This is a genomic window from Solimonas marina (assembly GCF_012241385.1).
In the GTDB taxonomy this organism is placed as follows: domain Bacteria; phylum Pseudomonadota; class Gammaproteobacteria; order Nevskiales; family Nevskiaceae; genus Solimonas; species Solimonas marina.
In genome coordinates, this window is sequence record NZ_JAAVXB010000004.1 from 223,916 (window position 1) to 243,652 (window position 19,737).

At 66.6% G+C, this 19,737-nt stretch carries 15 protein-coding genes; 13 read left to right on the forward strand and 2 right to left on the reverse strand.

Translation table 11 applies throughout. The features are described from left to right. Positions 1–69 precede the first annotated feature (69 nt). Positions 70–1,437: a DNA repair protein RadA gene (radA, locus tag G7Y82_RS09350; protein ID WP_168147777.1), complete on the forward strand. Its 1,368-nt coding sequence runs from the start codon at positions 70–72 to the stop codon at positions 1,435–1,437. An 18-nt stretch (positions 1,438–1,455) separates the two neighbouring features. Here the strand turns inward: radA and G7Y82_RS09355 are convergent, their stop codons facing one another. After that, a complete protein-coding gene (locus G7Y82_RS09355) occupies positions 1,456–2,748 on the reverse strand; it encodes an HlyC/CorC family transporter (RefSeq protein ID WP_168147778.1) in 1,293 nt (430 codons plus the stop codon). Positions 2,749–2,831: 83 nt separating this feature from the next. Continuing rightward, a complete protein-coding gene (locus G7Y82_RS09360) occupies positions 2,832–3,614 on the reverse strand; it encodes a cytochrome C assembly family protein (RefSeq protein WP_168147779.1) in 783 nt (260 codons plus the stop codon). A 75-nt stretch (positions 3,615–3,689) separates the two neighbouring features. Between G7Y82_RS09360 and G7Y82_RS09365 the strand changes: the two genes are divergently transcribed. The 12 genes from G7Y82_RS09365 to rpsP all read left to right on the forward strand — a co-directional run bounded on the left by G7Y82_RS09365 (position 3,690) and on the right by rpsP (position 19,720). Further along, positions 3,690–4,457, forward strand: a complete 768-nt coding sequence (locus tag G7Y82_RS09365) for an MBL fold metallo-hydrolase (RefSeq protein WP_168147780.1) — start codon at positions 3,690–3,692, stop codon at positions 4,455–4,457. Positions 4,458–4,627: 170 nt separating this feature from the next. Then, on the forward strand, positions 4,628–4,849 hold the full coding sequence (locus G7Y82_RS09370; protein ID WP_168147781.1) for a hypothetical protein: 222 nt from the start codon (positions 4,628–4,630) through the stop codon (positions 4,847–4,849). Next, positions 4,842–7,565, forward strand: a complete 2,724-nt coding sequence (locus G7Y82_RS09375; protein WP_168147782.1) for a TonB-dependent receptor — start codon at positions 4,842–4,844, stop codon at positions 7,563–7,565. The genes G7Y82_RS09370 and G7Y82_RS09375 overlap by 8 nt, the downstream gene beginning before the upstream one ends. A gap of 115 nt (positions 7,566–7,680) precedes the next feature. Continuing rightward, complete coding sequence (locus G7Y82_RS09380) at positions 7,681–9,984, forward strand: family 20 glycosylhydrolase (RefSeq protein WP_168147783.1); 2,304 nt, start codon at positions 7,681–7,683, stop codon at positions 9,982–9,984. A gap of 176 nt (positions 9,985–10,160) precedes the next feature. Then, positions 10,161–10,871 (forward strand): GntR family transcriptional regulator, encoded by a 711-nt coding sequence (locus G7Y82_RS09385; RefSeq protein ID WP_366515649.1) that lies wholly within the window; start codon positions 10,161–10,163, stop codon positions 10,869–10,871. Then, entirely contained in the window at positions 10,868–11,974 is a 1,107-nt protein-coding gene (gene nagA, locus G7Y82_RS09390) for an N-acetylglucosamine-6-phosphate deacetylase (RefSeq protein WP_168147785.1), read from the forward strand. Before G7Y82_RS09385 ends, nagA begins: the two co-directional genes overlap by 4 nt. Then, positions 11,971–12,993 (forward strand): SIS domain-containing protein, encoded by a 1,023-nt coding sequence (locus G7Y82_RS09395; RefSeq protein ID WP_366515648.1) that lies wholly within the window; start codon positions 11,971–11,973, stop codon positions 12,991–12,993. Before nagA ends, G7Y82_RS09395 begins: the two co-directional genes overlap by 4 nt. Before the next feature lie 34 nt (positions 12,994–13,027). Further along, positions 13,028–15,580: a phosphoenolpyruvate--protein phosphotransferase gene (gene ptsP, locus G7Y82_RS09400; protein WP_168147786.1), complete on the forward strand. Its 2,553-nt coding sequence runs from the start codon at positions 13,028–13,030 to the stop codon at positions 15,578–15,580. Between the two features lie 46 nt (positions 15,581–15,626). Next, positions 15,627–17,354 (forward strand): N-acetylglucosamine-specific PTS transporter subunit IIBC, encoded by a 1,728-nt coding sequence (gene nagE / locus G7Y82_RS09405; protein WP_240954195.1) that lies wholly within the window; start codon positions 15,627–15,629, stop codon positions 17,352–17,354. 87 nt (positions 17,355–17,441) lie between these two features. Continuing rightward, entirely contained in the window at positions 17,442–18,803 is a 1,362-nt protein-coding gene (gene ffh, locus G7Y82_RS09410; protein ID WP_168147788.1) for a signal recognition particle protein, read from the forward strand. A gap of 5 nt (positions 18,804–18,808) precedes the next feature. After that, a complete protein-coding gene (locus tag G7Y82_RS09415; protein ID WP_168147965.1) occupies positions 18,809–19,327 on the forward strand; it encodes a TlpA family protein disulfide reductase in 519 nt (172 codons plus the stop codon). Between the two features lie 141 nt (positions 19,328–19,468). Then, on the forward strand, positions 19,469–19,720 hold the full coding sequence (gene rpsP, locus G7Y82_RS09420; protein ID WP_168147789.1) for a 30S ribosomal protein S16: 252 nt from the start codon (positions 19,469–19,471) through the stop codon (positions 19,718–19,720). Positions 19,721–19,737 lie beyond the last annotated feature (17 nt).

The window sequence follows — 19,737 nt, forward strand, 5'->3', positions numbered from 1 at the left end:
GCGGCACGCAACGGTTGCGACACGCCGGCCGCTTGTGGCCATTCAAAGAAGATTCGTAACGTATATCGCATGGCGAAGGCAAAAACCCAATACGTCTGTCAGAGCTGCGGCGGCATCAGCCCCAAATGGGTGGGGCAGTGCCCGGATTGCGGCGCCTGGAATACCCTGAGCGAGACCGTCGCCAGTGCCGCCAGCGCAAGGCCGCGCGGCGGCGGCATCAGCGGCACGGCGTCCGGCCGCATCCAGCGCCTCGACGAGGTGGAACTGCGCGAGGAGCCTCGCGCCGCAACCGGCTTGCCGGAGATGGACCGCGTGCTCGGCGGCGGCATCGTGCCCGGCGCCGTCATCCTGATCGGCGGCGACCCGGGCATTGGCAAGTCGACGCTGCTGCTGCAGATGCTCGCGCAAGTCCAGGAGCAAGAGCGCCTGCCAACGCTGTACGTGACCGGCGAAGAATCGCTGACGCAGGTGCATCTGCGCGCCAAGCGGCTGGGGCTGACGCGGCTCGATTTGCCGGTGCTCGCCGAAACCGGCGTCGAGGCGATCGTCGCGCAGCTGCAGTTACAGAAACCGGGCTTGGTCGTCATCGACTCGATCCAGACGCTCTATACCGAGGCGCTCGACTCGGCGCCCGGCTCGGTCTCGCAGCTGCGTGAATGCGCGGCGCAGCTGGTGCGTTTTGCGAAGTCCTCGCAGACCGCCGTGGTGCTGGTGGGGCACGTGACCAAGGAAGGCGCGATCGCCGGGCCGCGCGTGCTCGAGCACATGGTCGACACCGTGCTCTATTTCGAGCACGACCCGGGCTCGCGTTTCCGCATCATCCGCGCGGTCAAGAACCGTTTCGGTGCCGTCAACGAACTCGGCGTGTTTGCGATGACCGACGGCGGCCTCAAGGAAGTCAGCAATCCTTCGGCGCTGTTCCTGTCGCGACACGGCGGGCCGGTGCCGGGCAGCGTCATCACCGTCACCCGCCAGGGCAGTCGGCCGATGCTGGTCGAGGTGCAAGCCTTGGTCGACCAGTCGACGATCGGCAACCCACGGCGCGTGACGCTCGGCCTCGAAGGCAATCGACTCAACATGTTGCTGGCGGTGCTGCACCGCCATGGCGGCATCTCGCTCGGCGATCAGGACGTGTTCGCCAATGTCGTCGGCGGCATCCGCATTCAGGAGCCGGCGGCTGACCTGCCGCTGCTGCTGGCGGCGCTGTCGAGCCTGCGCAGCCGGCCGGTGCCGGGCGACTGGGTGGTATTCGGCGAAATCGGTCTGGCTGGCGAAGTGCGACCGGTCGCCGGCGGTGAGGAGCGTTTGATCGAGGCCGCCAAGCAGGGCTTCAAGCGCGCCATCGTACCGGAAGCCAACAAGCCGCGGCGTGGCACCAAACTCGATATCGACGTGCTGGCGATCTCGCGCCTCGACGAGGCGCTGTCACAGATCTGAGCGAATTCGCGACCGGGGTCAGGCGGCGGCGCGTGCGCGCGTCTTGCTGCCTGGCGTTGGCGGCCAGATGCGCGCCGACTTGATGACGTTGGCGCGCGCATCGGTGATTTCCAGCGTGTAACCGTCGATGCTGACCGATGCACCGGTCTGCGGCAGCGCCTCCAGCTGTTCGAGGACCAGGCCGTTGATGGTCTTCGGTCCCTTGGTCGGCAGCCGCCAGTTCAGATTGCGGTTGAGGCTGCGCACCGTCACCGAGCCGGATACGCGGTACGAACCGTCGGGGTCGGCGTAAACGTTCTTGATGCGCGTCGCCGGATCCGAGGTGAATTCGCCGACCACTTCTTCGAGGATGTCCTCGAGCGTGATCAGGCCCTGGATGTCGCCGTACTCGTCGACGACGAAGCCGACACGGCGCTTCTGATTCTGGAAGTTCAACAGCTGCTGGTTCAACGGCGTGCCTTCCGGGACGAAGTACGGCTCGGACGCCAGCGCCAGCAGGCTTTCGGTGTCGAGCTTGTCGTCGGCGGCGAGTTTGACCGCGCGACGCAGGTGCAGCACGCCCTTGAGGTGATCGATCGAGCCGTCGAAGACCGGCAGGCGCGTGTGCTGGCTGCCGATCACCGCCTCGCGAATGTGCTCGCGGTCGTCGGTGATGTCGATGCCGACGATTTCGTTGCGCGGCACCATGATGTCCTCGACGGTGGCCTTTTCGAGGTCGAGGATGGACAGCAGCATGCGCTGGTGGCGCTGCGGGATCATCGCGCCGGCTTCGAGCACCACGGTGCGCAGTTCCTCGGAACTCAGGCTGTGCTGCGCCGCGTCCTCGGGTGTGACACCGACCATGCGCAGCATGCCGTTGCTGACCAGGTTGACGGCCCAGACGAACGGAAAGAGCGGCAGGCGCAGGAACCAGAATACGTACGAAGCCGGCATCGCCACGCGTTCGGGATGCAGGGCGGCCAGGGTCTTGGGCGTGACTTCGGAGACGATCAACATGACCAGCGTCATCAGCGCCGTCGTCACCAGCACCGCCGTGCTATTCGTGAACATGCGTGTGGTGATCATCGCGACGATCGCCGCCGCCAGATTGTTGGAGAAGGTGTTGCCGAGCAGGATGGTGCCGATCAGCCGGTCGGGCCGGCGCAGCATGCGCCGCGCGTAGCGGGCCGGACGTTCACCGTTACGCGCCCGGGTCTGGAGGCGATACCGGTTGAGCGTCATCAGGGCCGTCTCGGACCCAGAGAAAAACGCGGAGATGAGCAGCAGGGCGATCAGCAGCCCGAACAGTACAGCTAGCGGTATGTCGTCCAAGAGCGCGGTCGAATGAGGCCGTGGCTTTTCCTTGTTATCGAAGCCGGCCCGGAGATGTCAACGGGGGACATGAAGTTTAGCGCTCAAGTCCAGTGTTTGCCGAGAATTTCTTCCAGGATCAACTTGCTGCCGAAGTACGCCAGGATCAGCATTGCGTAACCAGCGAGGGCCCAGCGGATCGCCGTGCGGCCGCGCCAGCCGTGACGGAAGCGCCCCCACAGCAGCGTGCCGAAGATCAGCCAGGCGGTGATCGACAGGATGGTCTTGTGCGCGAGGTGCTGCGCCATCCAGTTACGGATGAACCACATGCCGGAAATCAGCGTCAGCGACAACAGCACGAAGCCGATCGCGATCAGCTGGAACAGCAGGCGTTCCATGGTCTGTACCGGCGGCAGGGCGCGCGCCAGGTGGGTCAGCTGACTGCGATGCAGCAGCCGGTCCTGAACCGCGAGCAGAATGGACTGCACCGCGGCCAGCGTCAGCAGGCCGGCCGAGAACAGCGACAGGGCGATATGCAGCTGTACGTGCCAGTCGTCGACCATGATGTCGCCGGGCGGCGACGGCCAGATCACGACCGAGGTCGCGGCCACCGCGGCCAGCGGGTAGATCGCCACACCGAGGATGCGCAGCGGTTCGCGAAAGCACAGAACCCACAACAGCAGCGCCGACTGCCAGGCGAACAGCGATAGCGATTCGTTGAAGCCGATCGTGATGCGGCCACCGTGAAAGACATAAGTCGCCAGCACCGCGGCGTGCAGCAAAAGCGCCACGGGCGGCAGCAGACGCTCCAGAACCAGGTTCGGGCGCCGCCAGATGATCCAGGCCGTGATCAGATAGAGAAGGGCAGCGAATATCGTCGCAAACATGACGGCAGCATAGCATCGCGTCTGTCGTCGATCGCGGCCGTGCTAGCATCGGCGGACCTTTCGGATCGGAACGGCATGCGGATCAAAGTCCTGGGCTGCAGCGGCGGCGTCGGGCCGGGTTTGCGGACGACGAGCCTATTGCTCGACGACGAGATTCTGATCGACGCCGGCACCGGCGTCGGCGATCTGACGCTGGCGCAGCAGCAGCGCATCCGCCACGTGCTGCTGACGCACGCCCACCTTGATCACGTCTGCGGCCTGGCCTTCATGGCCGACAACCTGTTCGATCTGATCGAAGCGCCGATCGGCGTTCACGCCAGCCGCGAAACCCTGCAGACCTTGCGCCAGCACATCTTCAACTGGGAGATCTGGCCGGATTTCTCGAGGCTGCCGGACGAAGAATCGCCGCTGCTGCGCTGGCACGAGCTGGCAATGGAAGAGGTCATCGAACTCGGCGAGCGGCGCATCACGCCGTTTCGTGTACTGCACACGGTGCCCGCCAACGGTTATGTCATCGACGGGCGGCACGGGACGTTCGCGTTCACCGGCGACACCTATGCCGACGATGTGCTGTGGACCTTCCTCAACCGGCTGCCGCGCCTCGACAAGCTGATGATCGAGATTGCGTTCCCCGACCACGAAGCGGCGCTGGGCCATGCGTCCAAACACTTCACGCCGGCACTGCTCGGCGGCGAACTGCGCAAGCTCGACCACCGCCCCAAGCTGTATCTGACCCACCACAAGCCCGGCACCGAGGCGCAGATCGAGCGCGAGTGCCGCCAGGCGTTACGCGGTTACGACTACGTGCATCTGAAGCGTGGCGACACGATCTCGCTGAGCTGAATCCTGTACCGCTTCGATCGCGTGTGACCGCGGTCGGCGGCGGCCGTCTGCTGCGCGTGCGCCTCATTCGATTGGTGGTTGACAAAACCAAACTAATACCTTCTTAATACCATTGTCATACAGGTATTACGTGAGCGTCATCGTGCGCTCATCGCGGGAAGGGGGCGGTCATGACGGCACGCAACAGTGAATACGGCGCGTCGCGGCAGGTACAGGCCTGTCGTCGGCGTCCGATCGCGTGCGGGGTCGCGGTATCTCGTGGGGTCCTCTACCGGTGTGCGCCCGCGACAGCGGGCGCCGTGTTTCGTCACCGCAGCATCCGCCGCTTCGTCGGCGAACGTCACGTCATCGAAAACGCCGTCACTAGTATCGAGGTCTATTCCCATGCGTAAGCCATACCGAGATTATCGAGCAGTCCTCACTGTCGGCGTTTCCGCGCTGGCCCTGTACCCGGCCCTGAGCCGTGCCGAGCAGACGACGCCGGCAAGCGACAAGGCAGCGCCCGCCGATGCCGCATCGGACTCCAATGATTCGACGATCGCCGAGATCGTCGTTACCGGCATTCGCGCCAGCCTTGCCAAGTCTCTCGAGACCAAGCGCAACAACGACACGATTTCCGAAGCGCTGACGGCCGACGATATCGGCAAGTTCCCGAACACCAATGTCGCCGAGGCGATGGCGTTGATGCCGGGTGTGACCATCGATCGGCGCTTCGGCCAGGGCGAGCGCGTCAGCATCGACGGCACCGACCCGAGCCTGAACCTGACGCTGCTTGATGGGCATCCGGTCGCGCAGGCGATCTGGCTGTACGGCGAAACGCCGAACCGTGGCTTCGACCACACGCTGCTCGCACCGGAAATGCTGGGCAACCTGGAAGTCATCAAGTCATCCGAAGCGCGCCTGCCGGAAGGCAGTCTCGGCGGCACCGTGCTGCTGCATTCGCGCAAGCCGCTGGATCTCGACGCCAACACCTTCAGTGGCTCGGTCAGCTATGACTACAGCGACCAGGCCGACACCGGCCATCCCAGCGCGTCGATGCTGTACAGCTGGAAAAATGCCGGCAGCACTTTCGGTTTCGACGTCGCCGCGCAGCACTACGAGGAAGAGGTCAACCGCCAGGGTATCGAGGTCTTCGGCTATCACCCGGTCTCGTATTACGCGGCAAGCAATGCCAACGTCCAGGGGCAGGTCGACAACGGTGAACTCAACGCCGACGACATGGTGCCGGACGAAATCAACACCGCCTATTTCCAGCAGAAGCGCAAGCGCGACAGCGTGCTCGCGAACCTGCAGTTCGCGCCGATCGACAATCTCGATGTGAACCTGTCGGGTCTCTACATCAAGGAGAACTTCGACAACTACAACCAGTCGATGTACAACTTCATGAGCTGGAATTCGCAGTCGATCGGAGCCGTCACGCACTTCGATCGCGGTCCCAGCGGCGTCATCACCGGCGGTCATTCGGATGCCACCACCGATGCCGGTGTCGTCTATGACAACCAGCTACGTCAGTCGGAGGTCAAGACCAAGGGCGTCGATCTTGCCAGCACCTATCAGGGCGAAGGCTGGAGCCTGGGCGGCAAGCTCGGGGCGTCAAAGTCGGACAATCCGCACATCAGCCAGTATCTGCTCGAGCCGGTTTACCACGGCGGCTTTTCGTGGGACATCAACAAGGGCTTCGAATTCGACAAATCGGCCGAAGCGCATGACCCGGCGAATTGGGACGGGACCGGCTGGATGGGCAATAACGGCGTGTTCTCGTCGCACGCCAAGGACAAGTACGCACAGCTCGATTTCAGCAAGAAGTTCGACGGCTTCTTCCGCGAGTTGCTGGTCGGCGCGCGCTACAACCAGCACGACGAAGACTATGGTCTTTACGTCTACGGTGGCGTCAACAAGGGCACCCTGGCCGACGTCGGCACGATTGGCGAAACCAACACGCTCAACGAGTTCGACGTGTTCGAGGACTTCGCGCATCACGTACAGGTCGGCAAGCACAACATTGAGGACTGGATCGGTGCCAGCGATCTGGATTACGACAACCCGGATCCGGGCTCGACGCTCAATAACACCTGGGATCTGACGCAGAAGAACGCCGCCGGTTATGCGCAGCTGAACTTTGCCAACGAGTCGGTGCGCGGCAACATCGGCGTGCGCCAAGTGCACACCAAGACCGAGAGCGCCGCCTACGTCATTCCCAACAATGCGGCGCCAGTGCTGCCGGCGCCGGAAGGCTGGTGGCAGAGCCAGTCGAACACCAAGAACAACTTCCTGCCGTCGTTCAACATCGCCTGGGACGTCACCAACCAGATCGTGCTGCGCGGTGCGGCCGCCAAGGTCATCGCCTGGGCGCCATACAACCTGATGGTCAACCAGACCTTCCTCAACGACACGGTGCTGACCGGCAGCGGCGGCAACCCGGACATCGATCCGTACAAGTCGTACAACTACAACGTCTCGGCCGAGTGGTACTTCGCGCCGCAGTCGGTACTTGCGGTGTCCGGCTTCTACAAGGACGTGCAGAACTACATCTTCATCACGCCGGCGACCGAGCGTCATTACAACTCGATCAAGGACACCGATCCGGATTCGTGGCGTGCGATGGAGGGCTCCGGTGGCTGCACCGCGGACGGCTATTGCGACTACTCGATCTCGCGGCCGCACAACGAGGGCGGCGCGAAGATCTACGGCTACACCGTGTCGTATCAGCAGCCGTTCGGCGGCACCGGCCTCGGTCTGGCGGCGAACTATACCTTCGCCAAGGGCAAGACCGATGCCGGCACCAAGATGCCGTACCAGTCGCGCAATTCGCTGAGCGTCAGCCCGTACTACGAGAAGGGGCCGCTGAGCGCGCGCATCAACTACAACTATCGCAGCGACTATCTCGGCGCCGGGTACGTTGCTGGTGCGCAGCCGGCGACGACCGACAGCTATACCGATGTTTCCGCGTCGGTCGGCTGGGCATTCACCGAGAACGTCTCGATCTCCGTCGATGGCATGAACCTGCTCAACGAAAAGTACTTCCAGTACCAGGGTTCGAAGGACATGCCGGTGGCGCGTTATACGACCGGGCCACGTTACATGGCGGGCCTGCACGTCAAGTTCTGAAGCTCGGCGCCTGCAGAACGCGAAGGGGCCTGGCGTAGTCCAGGCCCTTTTGCGTGACGCACGGCAGACTTCACGGACAATGGCGCGAACACGGCGCACATCGGGAGAGGCGGCAATGTATCGCAGCGGTACGCGCGTCAAGACAGGGTGGTATCTGCTGTGCGCAGCTTGGGGCATCTGGATGATGCCGGCGTTGGCGTCCGCACCGGCGTTGTTGCCAGCGCCGGCGCAGCTGTCACTGCGCGACAATGCGGGATTGCCGCGCGCGGCGGCGGTGGAAATCGTCGCGCCGGCGAACGATGCGGCGGCGCAGCGCGTTGCGCAGTGGCTGCGCGGCGCGCTTCAGAAACAGATTGGCGTGACGCCGCACATCGTCGAGTCGGCGAGTGGACCGCATCTGTCGCTGATCTTGCGTGACGACGCCGGTGTCGATCACGCGTCGGGCTATGTAGTGGACGTCGATGCGCGCTGTGCATGTGTCGTGGCGCGCGACGAGGATGGGTTGTTTTACGGGGCCGTGACCCTGCTGCAATTGCTGACGCCGCAGGCCGGGTCGGGTGACGTTACCGTCCCGGCGCTGCATATCGTCGACTGGCCGCGCTTTCGCTGGCGTGGCGTCATGCTCGACGTTGCCCGGCACTATCTGCCGGTTGCCGATATCGAACGCCTGCTCGATGCCATGGCGCTGCACAAGCTCAATGTCTTTCACTGGCACCTGACGGACGATCAGGGCTGGCGCCTGCAGATCAAACGCTATCCGCAGTTGACCGATGTCGGTTCGTGGCGCACGGCGCCGCTGCCGGACGATCACGGCCGGCCGCAGCGCTACGGCGGCTATTACACGCAGGACGAGGTGCGCCAGATCGTCGCCTACGCGGCGGCGCGGCACATCACCGTGGTGCCGGAGCTCGACATGCCGGGACATGCGCAAGCGGCGGTCGCAGCACTGCCGTGGGTCGGGGTGCCGGGCATCGTGCGGCCAAGCGTGTCGCATGACTGGGGTGTACACCCGTATCTCTACGGCGTCGACGAGCGCACGTTCACGTTCATCGACAATGTGCTCGACGAAGTGATGGCGCTGTTTCCGTCGCGTTATATCCATGTCGGCGGCGACGAGGCGATCAAGGATCAATGGCAGGCATCGGCGGCGGTGCAGCAGCGTATGCACGCGCTGGGCATCGCCGACGCAAACGCCCTGCAGGCTTGGTTCATGGCTCGTATCGGCCGCTATCTGGATGCGCATGGCCGTCGCCTGATCGGCTGGGACGAAATCCTCGAAGGAGGCGTGCCCGCCGATGCAACGGTGATGTCATGGCGCGGCACTCAAGGTGCGATCGATGCCGCGCGAGCCGGGCACGACGTCGTCCTGTCACCGTCGCCGGCGCTGTATCTCGACAATCTAGAAAGTCGCCGCGGTGACGAGCCGGCGGGCCGCTTGATGCCGCAGACCCTTGAAGCGGTCTACGGCTTCGAGCCGGTGCCGGGGGTGCTCGATGCGCAGCAGGCGCGGCATGTGCTTGGCGCGCAGGCCAACTTGTGGACCGAGTACAAGACCTCGGCGCGCGATGTATTCGATGCCTTGTTTCCGCGCGTCAGTGCGCTGGCCGAGGTGGATTGGACGCCCGTCGCGGATCGCGACTGGTCGTCGTTCATTGCGCGTCTCCCGGCGCAGCTCGCGCGACTGCGCCGGCTCGGCGTGGTCGCGTCAGACACGGCATTCGCCCCGGTCATCGATGCAACGCCGATCGATGGCGGCCGTGCGCGCATCCGCCTGTCGACGCAGATCGATGGCGTGACCCTGCGCTATCGGCTGGTCGATACGACGCGGATGCACCCTTACACCGGGCCGTTCACCGTGTCGCTGCCGGCCACGATCAGTGCACAGGCGGTCGATGTGCACGGTGCGCCGCTGTCTGCGCCGCGCACCCGGCATGTCGATATTGCAGATGCGCGTACGCGCGACAACGCCGCGCTGCGGCCGTGCAATGCCGGTGGTGTGCCGCTGCGCGTGCCGATGCACGCCGACGATGCCGATGCCGGGCCGCGTTACAACGTCGAGTTGTTTGATCCGTGTGCGGTGTTTGTGGCGGCGCCGCTCGATGGCACGGCCGGCATCACGATCAATGCGGCGAGTCTGCCATGGAATTTCCAGCTCGCGCATGACGCCGCGTCGCGCGTGCAGCGGTCATCGCCACTGGCCCATGGCGATATCGAGGTGCGCCTGGACCATTGCGACGGGCCGCTGCTGGCGCGCATCGCCCTGCCGGCCGGTGCCGATCGGGCCGGGGTGCGTTATCGGGTGCGGGCGCGCTGGGCAGCGGCGGTGCAGGGTGATCACAATCTCTGTCTGCGCTTCGACGGTACGCCGGCATCGGTGCTGCCAGCCTTCGAAAGCGCGCGGCTCGATGTTGCGCCATGAGCGGTCGCCGCGTTGTGAGTGCAGCCCGTATGCTCCACGGAGCGCGATGCCGTTGCGTGACAAGGGCGTCACCCTCCATTGATGCTTGCAAGTGGTATTAGAAAGGTATTATAAAGGTCACAGTGATGCCGGCCAAAAAATCCAAACCGTCCCGCGATCCGCGACTGCAGGCCCTGATGCCCGGGGATGGCGACGCGACGCCGCGCTATCTGCAGCTCGCCCGCAAGCTCGCCGACGCGATTCAGGGCGGCTCGTGGAAGCCCGGTGATGCACTGCCGCCGGAACGCGTGCTCTGCGAGGAGCTGAAGATCTCGCGGGTCACGCTGCGCATGGCGCTCGACGCTGTCGAAGAGCAGGGCTTGATCGCGCGCCGTCAGGGCGCCGGTACGTTCGTCACTCGGCACATCGAGCACCCGCTGACCAGCCTGACCAGCTTCACCGACACGCTGCGACGCAAGGGCTACGAGCCGGGCACGCACTGGCTCGAGCGCCAGCTGCGACCCGCCAGTGCCGAAGAGATCATGCGCCTGGGCCTGTCGCCGCAGGCCGAGGTCAGCGCCCTGACGCGTCTGCGCAGTGCCGACGGCAAGGTCATCGCCTACGAGCGTTCGGTGCTGCCGCGCCGCGTGCTGCCCGACCCGCAGGCGGTCGGCGAGTCGCTGTACGGCTGGCTCGATGCGCATGGCATGCCGGTGGTGCGCGCGCTGCAGTATTTCCGCGCGGTCAACGTCGACAAGCGTCTCGCCGGCTTTCTCGAGATGAAGGAAGGCGCGGCAATCCTGCGCGTCATGCGTATCGGCTATGCCCGCGACGGCGTGGCGATCGAGTTGACCGACACCTATTGCCATGGCGACTACTACGACTTCGTCGCAGAGCTGAATCGATGAGTGCACATCACACCGCAGGACGGTATCTCACGCCACAGGGCTGGCGTCGCGGTGTGATCCACATCGAAGACGGTCGTATCGCGGTGCTCGATGGTGCGCCGGCGCCGACCGCGATCGACGGCGAATGGACGATCCTGCCGGGCTTTATCGATTTGCACGTGCACGGCGGCGGCGGCGCCGATGTGATGGACGGTGGCGACGCGTTCACGACGATCGCGCGCACGCATGCGCGGTACGGCACGACGTCGCTGTTGACGACGACGATGACGGCGCCGCGCGAGGAAATCGAAGCCGTGCTGGCGGCGATCGGCCGCCATGCCGCGGCGCCGCGGCCGACGGGCAGCGCGCGCGTGCTCGGCGTTCATCTGGAAGGGCCTTACATCAATCCGCAGAAGCTCGGTGCGCAGCCGGACTTCGCGACCACGGCGGCGCTCGAGGACCTCGAACGGCAGTGCGCAATGGCGCCGATCCGCGTGGTCACCATCGCCCCGGAGATTGCCGGGCATCTGGATGTTGTGCGTTTTCTCAGCGCACGCGGCATTCGTGCGCAGGTCGGCCACTCGGTTGGCACCTATGAGGATGGCGTGCGTGCGCTCGAACATGGCGCCAGCGGCTTCACGCACTTGTTCAATGCCATGACCGGTCTGCATCACCGCACGCCGGGCATCACCGGCGCGGCTTTCGCGCACGCCGACTACTGCGAACTGATTCCCGATCTGGTGCACGTCCACCCGGGCGCGATCCGTGCCGCACTGCGTGCGATTCCGCATCTGTACTGCGTCAGCGACTCGACCGCGGCGACCGGCATGCCGGACGGCCATTACCACCTGGGCCGTCACCGCGTCACCAAGTCGCTCGGTTGCGTGCGACTCGCTGACGGCACGCTGGCCGGCAGTACGCTGACGCTCGATCAGGCGCTGCGCAATCTGGTGCACATGGGCTTGTCGGTCGAGGACGCCTCGCGACGCCTGTCGACCTATCCGGCGGACTATCTCGGCATTGCCGACCGTGGCCGCATCGCCGTCGGCGCCTGGGCGGACCTGGTTGCGCTCGACGCGGACCTGAACGTCGTTGCCGTCCATATCGAAGGAGAATCTTTGTGATGTCGCGGATGCTCGAAGAGGCGTTGTCCGCTGGCGACGCGGTCGCGGCGCAGGCCGCGCCGAGCGCCGCGACCCTGGCGGCGCTCGGCGCACGCCTGCGCACGCTGGCGCCGAAGGTTGCGTTGACGGTGGCGCGCGGCAGCTCGGATCACGCCGCCAACTACCTCGGCTATTTGCTGATGAGCCGGCTCGGAGTGCCGGTGGCGTCGCTGCCGATGTCGCTGGTGACGCTGGGGCAGACGCCGCTGCAGGTCCGCGATCAGCTGGTGCTGGCGTTGTCGCAGTCGGGGCGCAGTCCCGACCTGGTCGAGACCACGCGTGCGCTGACCGCCGCTGGCGCGCTGAGCGTGGCCATGGTCAATGCCGAAGGCTCGCCGCTCGCCGAGGCGGCGACCGTCTCGTTGCCGCTGGGCGCCGGTCCGGAATTGAGCGTGGCGGCGACCAAGAGCTATATCGCGACGCTGGCGATGGGCGCACGGCTGGTCGCGCATTGGCAGCAGGATGCCGCGCTGCTCGATGCCCTCGCATCGTTGCCGGCGGCGCTGCACGCGGCCTCGCAACTCGACTGGACGCCGGCGGTGACGGCGCTGCGCGATGCGTCGCGAATGATGGTGATCGGCCGCGGCCGGACGCTGTCGATCGCGCTGGAAGCGGCGCTCAAGTTCAAGGAGACCTGCGCGCTGCAGGCCGAGGCCTTCAGCGGTGCCGAAGTCCGGCACGGACCGATGGCGCTGGTCGACGACCGCTACCCGATGCTGGTCTTCGCGCCGCGCGGGCCGGAGCAGGCCGGCCTGCTCGAGGTCGCCCGGGAGATGCGTGGGCGTGGTGCACGCGTGCTGTTGGCGGCGCCGGACGACGTCGTGGACCGCGATCTGCCGCTGACGAGCAGCGCGCACGTCGATCTTGATCCGCTGCTGGCCATCCAGAGCTTCTATGTGATGGCCGCGCAGCTTTCGCAGGCGCGCGGCCTCGATGCCGACGCTCCGCGTCATCTCAACAAGGTGACGTCGACGCGCTAGCTGTCAGGCGTCGCCGTGCCGCCAGGAAACGCCGATGGGAGAATTCCGCGTGACCGAGCCGCCCCAGGCCACCGACGATGAAACGATCGCGGCCCCGCTGGCCGGCGTCGTCTTTCCGCTGCGCGACGTGCCGGACCCGGTGTTCGCCGACGGTCTGGTCGGCGACGGCTGCGCGATCGATCCGCTGGTCGGCGAGTTGCGTGCGCCCTGCGACGGCACGGTCGTCCAGCTGGCGCGCACCGCACATGCGCTGACCCTGAAGACCGACAGCGGCAGCGAGCTGTTGATGCACATCGGCGTCGAGACCGTGCAGCTGCAGGGCGAGGGCTTTGCCGCGCACGTCGCGCAGGGCGCGCGGGTGCGGGCCGGGCAGTTGCTGATCGCATTCGATCTGGATGCGCTGGCATCGCGCGCCAAGAGCCTGCTGACGGTGGTCGCCGTCGCCAATGGCGAGCAGCGCGACATCGCCGCCCGCGAGGTGGCCGACTACCTGCCAGTCGACAGCGGTGCGCCCTTGCTGCGACTGTCGGCGCGCGCGACCGCGGCGCCCATGAGCGGGCCGACGGCGGCCGCTGAGATCGTCGAAGCCGCCGCCGTTGTCCGTCAGAGCGGCGGCCTGCATGCGCGGCCCGCGGCGCGCGTCCGGCAGGCGTTGGCGCCGTTCACGGCGCGCGTGCAGTTGCGGGCCGGCGAGCGGCAGGCCGACGCGCGCAGCGTCGTCGCGTTGATGGGGCTGGGCTTGCGCGAGGACGATGCGGTCAAGGTGCGCGGTGAGGGCGGCGACGCCGCCGCCGCCGTGGCGGCGGTCGTCGCGGCGCTGGAGACGCGGATCGCCGGCGAGGTCCATGCCACGTCATCGGCCGGCACGATGGCCAGCGGTGGCGGTCTGCTGGCGCCCGATGTGATCGGCGGTGTCAGCGCGGCGCCGGGCATCGCCATCGGCACGCTGGTGCGTTGGGCGGCGGAGCGCTTCGAGGTGCCGCAGCGCGGCGAATCGCCGGCCCGGGAAACCGACAAGCTCGATCGCGCGTTCGGCGACGTCAGTGCCGCGATCATCGCCGCGACGGTTGCCGCGCGCGCCCGGCAAAGGACGGCCGAAGCCGATATCTTCGATGCGCACCTGGCGCTGCTCAACGATCCGCAGATCGTCGCTGCCGCGCGCACGCGCATCGCTGCCGGCGACAGCGCCGCGGCGGCCTGGCAGACCGCGATCGATCAACAGTGCCAGCTGCTGGCCGAACTCGAACACAGCCTGATCGCCGAACGCGTCAACGACCTGCGCGATCTCGAACGGCGCATGCTGCGCGCGCTTGGCGTCGGCTCGCAGAGCGGCCCGGCGCTGCCGGATGCCGCGGTGGTGCTCGCCGACGATCTGACGCCATCGGAATTCTCGACGCTGGACGCCGCGCGCCTGAAAGGCCTGTGCCTGATCCGCGGCGGCGTGACCTCGCATGTGGCGATCATTGCTCGCGCACAAGGCGTGCCGGTGCTGGTAGGGCTCGGCGATGCCGCAGCGACCTGCGCCGACGGCGCGACGGTGATCGTCGATGCCGATCGCGGCCGCTTCGAGTTCGCACCGGACGGCGAGCGTCTGGCGGCGGTGCGGGCCGAGCTTGCGTCGCGCCAGCGCCGTCAAAGCGAATTGCAGGCCCGGGCGCAGGAAGCGGCGCTGACGCGCGATGGCACGCGTATCGAGGTCGCGGCCAACATCACCGATCGCCGCGGTGCGCAGGCCGCTTATGCGGCCGGTGCCGACGCGATCGGCCTGCTGCGCACGGAAATCCTGTTCCTCGATCGCGATGCCGCGCCGGACGCCGATGCGCAACGCGCCAGCTACGAGGTGATTCTCGATGCGATGCATGAGCGGCCGGTGATCATCCGCACGCTCGATGTCGGCGGCGACAAGCCGGTCGGCTATCTGCCGTTCCCGCATGAGCCGAACCCGGCGCTGGGCTTGCGTGGCGTGCGTATCGTCGAGCTGCATCACGACGTCTTTGAACAGCAGTTGCGTGCCTTGCTGGCGCTGCGTCGACCTCAGCAGTGCCGGATCATGCTGCCGATGGTCACCGAGGTCGCCGAGATCATCGCGGTGCGCGAACGGCTGACGGCGCTGGCGGCCGAAATGGGCATCGACGCGCTGCCGCCGCTCGGCGCGATGATCGAGGTGCCGGCCGCCGCGTTGCTCGCCGAGCAACTCGCCGCGCACGTCGACTTTCTGTCGATCGGCACCAACGATCTGACGCAGTACGTCCTGGCGATGGATCGCGGCCACGCCGGCCTGGCGCCGCGTCTCGACGGGCTGCATCCGGCGGTGCTGCGACTGATCGCGCAGACCGTCGAAGGCGCCAGCCGGCATGGCGTCTGGGTCGGTGTCTGTGGCGCGCTGGCGTCCGATCCGGATGCGGTTGCGGTGCTGGTGGGGCTCGGCGTCAGCGAGCTGTCGGTGGACGCGCCGAGTGTGGCGCGCGTCAAGGCGCGCGTGCGTGAGCTTGATCTGCCGGCCTGCCGCGATGCGGTACGCGAGTTGTTGGCGCTCGATTCGGCGGCCGCCGTCCGTCGCGCCGCCAAGGCCAAGTGGCCGGCCTGATCGGGCGGCTGACGCAAACGCCCAAGCTCAGGGAACGGGGAAACACATGTCGATGAAATTCTTTGCGCCGCTGCAGAAGATCGGCCGCGCGTTGATGCTGCCGATTGCGGTGTTGCCGGTCGCCGGCCTGATGCTGCGCTTCGGTCAGCCCGATCTGCTGGGCCTGGGCTGGCTCGCCGATGCCGGCAACGCGGTGTTCGGCAATCTGCCGCTGATCTTCGCGATCGGCGTCGCGGTCGGCTTCGCGATCGAGAATAACGGCGTCGCCGGGCTGGCGGCGGTGATCGGCTATCTGGTGCTGAGCGCCGTGCTCAAGGCCATCGATCCGCATATCGACATGGGCGTGCTTGCCGGCGTCATCGTCGGTGTCGTCGCCGGCGTGCTCTACAACCGCTTTCGCGACATCCGCCTGCCTGAATATCTGGCGTTCTTCGGCGGCAAGCGCTTCGTGCCCATCGTCACCGGTCTGAGCTGCCTGCTGCTCGGTGCGGTGTTCGGCCTGATCTGGCCGCCGGTGCAGTCCGGCATCGATCACGTCGGCCAGTGGCTGGTCGGCGCCGGCTCGCTCGGCAGCTTCGTCTACCTGGTGCTGAACCGCTTGCTGTTGGTCGCCGGCCTGCACCACATTCTCAACAGTCTGGTCTGGTTCGTGTTCGGCAGCTTCACCGACGCCAGCGGCGCGGTCGTCAATGGCGACCTGCATCGCTTCTTCGCCGGCGATCCGAGCGCAGGCGCGTTCATGACCGGCTTTTTCCCGATCATGATGTTCGGCCTGCCGGCCGCGTGTCTGGCGATGTACCACGCCGCGCCACGCGAGCGGCGCGGGCAGGTGGCCGGCATGTTGTTCTCGATGGCGCTGACGTCGTTTCTGACCGGCGTCACCGAACCGATCGAGTTCACCTTCATGTTCCTCGCGCCGGGGCTCTACGCACTGCACGCGCTGCTGACCGGCATTTCCGGCGTCGTCATGTCGCTGCTGCACGTGCGCCTCGGCTTCACGTTCTCGGCCGGCGCCATCGATTACGTACTGTCGTTCGGACTCGCCAGCCATCCCTTGCTGCTGTGGCCGGTCGGCGCGGTGTTCGCCGGTATTTATTACACGAGCTTTCGCTGGGCGATCGTGCGCTTCGGCCTGAAGACGCCGGGCCGCGAGCCGGATGCCGTCGGTGCTGCATCGGCGGTGCCGGCGGACGCCGACATCGAGGTCCCGGCCGGTGTGACGGCGCGGGCCGCAGCGTTTCTCACCGCGCTCGGCGGCAGCGGCAATCTGCTCGTCATCGACGCCTGCACGACGCGCCTGCGGCTGACGGTGCGCGATGTGCAGCGCATCGACGAGCCGGCGCTGCGCGGGCTTGGCGCGCGCGGCGTGTTGCGGCCGTCGGCCGATGCGCTACAGGTCGTGCTCGGACCGCAGGCCGACATCGTCGCCGGCGAACTGCGCACGGCGGCGCGGGCGCTGCCGGATGCCGTGCCGCTTCCGGCCGCCGCCGAAGCGCATCCACCATCGAGTGTGACGAACGCCGGGCCGGTGTCGATGCCGCCCGCCGTCGACGCCGGTGCCTGGCTGGCGGCCTTGGGCGGTCGCGACAATCTGTTGTCGCTGGTCTCGGCCGCGACGACGCGCTTGCGCGTGACGCTGCGCGATCCGGCGCGGGTCGATGTTGACGCGCTGCGCCGGCTCGGCGTGCTCGGCAGTGTGACGGCCGGTGACGGCCTGCAGCTGATCGTCGGCCGTCACGCGGCGCATTACGCCGAGGCGCTGACCGGCGGCTAGCACGCTCTGTCAGGGCGCGCGCCGATCGTGCCAACGCCGGCGGCCGGCACCGCTACAATAGGCGCTCTCATCCGTTCAGCCGGTCCCATGTTCGAAAACCTGACGTCACGCCTCGGGCGCGTACTCGACTCCATTCGCGGTCAGGGTCGCCTGACCGAAGACCAGATCAATGCCGCGAGCCGCGAGCTGCGCATGGCGCTGCTCGAAGCCGACGTGGCGCTGCCGGTCGTCAAGGAGTTCGTCGACAAGATCAAGACGCGCGCATTGGGCGTCGAGATCACGCAGTCGCTGACGCCGGGCCAGGAATTCCTGCGTGTCGTCCAGCAGGAGCTGACCGCGACGCTCGGCGGCGTCACCGAGCCGCTGAATCTGCGCGCGCAGCCGCCGGCGATCATTCTGATGGCCGGCCTGCAGGGTTCGGGCAAGACCACCAGCACCGGCAAGCTGGCGCTGTGGCTGAAGGAACAGAAAAAGAAGGTGATGGTGGTCTCGTGCGACGTCTATCGCCCGGCGGCCATCGAGCAGCTGCGCATCGTCGCCGGCAACGTCGGCGTCGACTGCTTCCCGTCCAGCGTCGGCCAGAACCCGGTCGACATCGCGCAGGCCGCGCTGGCCGAGGCGCGCAAGCAGTACGCCGACGTGCTGATCGTCGATACCGCCGGCCGCACCACGGTCGACGAGGAGATGATGAAGGAGATCGCCGCGCTGCACGCGGCGCTCAACCCGGTCGAGACGTTGTTCGTGGTCGACAGCATGACCGGTCAGGACGCGGCGAAGACGGCGCGCGCGTTTGCCGACGTGCTGCCGCTGACCGGCGTGATCCTGACCAAGGTCGACGGCGACGCCCGCGGTGGTGCGGCGCTGTCGGTGCGCAGCGTCACCGGCAAGCCGATCAAGTTCCTCGGCGTCGGCGAGAAGTCCGACCGCCTCGAAGTCTTCCATCCGGACCGCATTGCGACGCGCATCCTTGGCCAGGGCGACATGCTCAGCCTGATCGAGGAGACGGCGCGCAAGGTCGACCACGACAAGGCCAAGAAGCTCGCCGAGAAGCTGAAGAAGAACAAGCGCTTCGATCTCGAGGATTTCCGCGAGCAGATGTTGCAGATGCAGAACATGGGCAGCATGCAGTCGCTGATCGAGAAGCTGCCGGGCGCCGCGCAGATTCAGGCGCAGTTGAAGAACGTCGACACCGAGAAGCAGGTGCGCCGCACGGTCGCCATCATCAACTCGATGACGGCGCAGGAACGCCGCTTTCCGGATCTGATCAAGGCCTCGCGCAAGCGCCGCATCGCGGCTGGCAGCGGCGTCGAAGTGCAGCAGGTCAATCAGCTGTTGCGCCAGTTCGAAACCACGCGCGACATGATGAAGAAGGTCGCCAGCGGTGGCATGGCGAAGATGATGCGCGGTCTGGCCGGGCGCCTGCCGCCCGGCATGATGCCGCGCCGTTGAGCCGCATGCGCCGCCTTTGCGCCGCGGCGCTGCTGGCGCTGGCCGTCAGCGGGCCGGCGCAGGCCATCGCCATCGACCAGCAGGCGCCGGAAGCGGGCGGGGTGGTGCTGCAGGGGCCCAAGGACATTCGCCTCAGCAAGCTGCGCGGCAAGGTGGTGGTGGTCGATTTCTGGGCGAGCTGGTGCGGGCCGTGCGTCGAGTCGATGCCGAAGATCGCCGCGATCCGTCAGCACTTCATCGATGCGGGCTATGGCGACCGCTTCGCGGTGCTGTCGGTCAGCATCGACGACAACGTCGAGCAGGCGCGGCGCTTCCTCACGGCGCATCCGATGCCGTATCCGGTGGTGGTCGATCCGGTTGGCATCGCCACCAAGAACTTCAATTTGTGGCGCCTGCCGGCGACCTTCATCATCCGCGCCGACGGCACGATTGCGCAGATCTACTACGGCTTCGGCGACAGCTTTGCCGGCGACATCCAGGCCCGCGTCACGGCCCTGCTCGAAGGCCGGCCGCTGCCGCCCTGAGCGATGCCGGTGCGGCGGCCGCCGGACGGTGTGCCGAAACAGGGCTAAGCCTCTGGATTTTCGCGCACAAATCGCTACAATACGCCCCCTTTCAGCGGCCCTCGGTCCGTCTGAGGACTGTCCGAAATTCAGGAAAACAGCATGGTTACGATTCGTTTGGCTCGCGCCGGCGCCAAGAAGCGCCCGTTCTATCACGTCGTTGCGACCGAAAAGAGCAGCCGCCGTGACGGCCGCTTCATCGAGCGCCTCGGCTACTACAACCCGAACGCCAAGGGTCAGGAGCAGAAGCTGGTTCTCGACGTGTCGCGCGTTGAGCACTGGACCAAGAATGGCGCGCAGCTGTCGGATCGCGTTGCCTATCTGGTGAAGACGGCGCCGAAGGCCGCCGCCTGAGTTTGTCGGACCCGGGC